Genomic DNA, 432 nt, shown 5'->3' with positions numbered 1-432 from the left:
TCAATGCCATTCGTTTGCTGAAAGAGCTGGAAGTTGCCGGACAGCAGGCAAGCCCCGAACAGCAGGAAGTCCTATCCCGCTATGTGGGCTGGGGCGGTCTTGCCGACGCCTTTGACCCGGAAAAACCGGCATGGGCTTCAGAGTATGCCCAGCTGAAAGAGCTGCTGACCCCGGAGGAATATGTCGCCGCCAGAAGCTCCACCCTCAACGCCCACTACACCAGCCCTACGGTCATTCAGGCCATCTATGAAGCGGTGGGCCGTATGGGATTTGAGACCGGAAATATTCTGGAGCCATCTATGGGTGTGGGCAATTTCTTCGGTATGCTGCCGGAGGAAATGAGAAACAGCCGTCTGTACGGCGTGGAGCTGGACCCGGTTTCCGGGCGCATCGCAAAGCAGCTCTATCCCAAGGCGGACATCACAGTAGGCG

1 protein-coding gene is annotated in these 432 nt (G+C 57.9%); it reads left to right on the top strand.

The annotated features are described in order from the left end of the window. The coding region (locus tag LI241_RS15570; RefSeq protein ID WP_227161101.1) for a hypothetical protein at positions 1 to 432 on the top strand (432 nt) is incomplete at both ends.

This window comes from Longicatena sp. 210702-DFI.1.196 (genome assembly GCF_020563125.1).
GTDB lineage: Bacteria > Bacillota_I > Bacilli_A > Erysipelotrichales > Erysipelotrichaceae > Longicatena > Longicatena caecimuris.
Note: the sequence above shows the minus strand (reverse complement) of the source record. Positions and strands in the feature narration are given on the sequence as shown.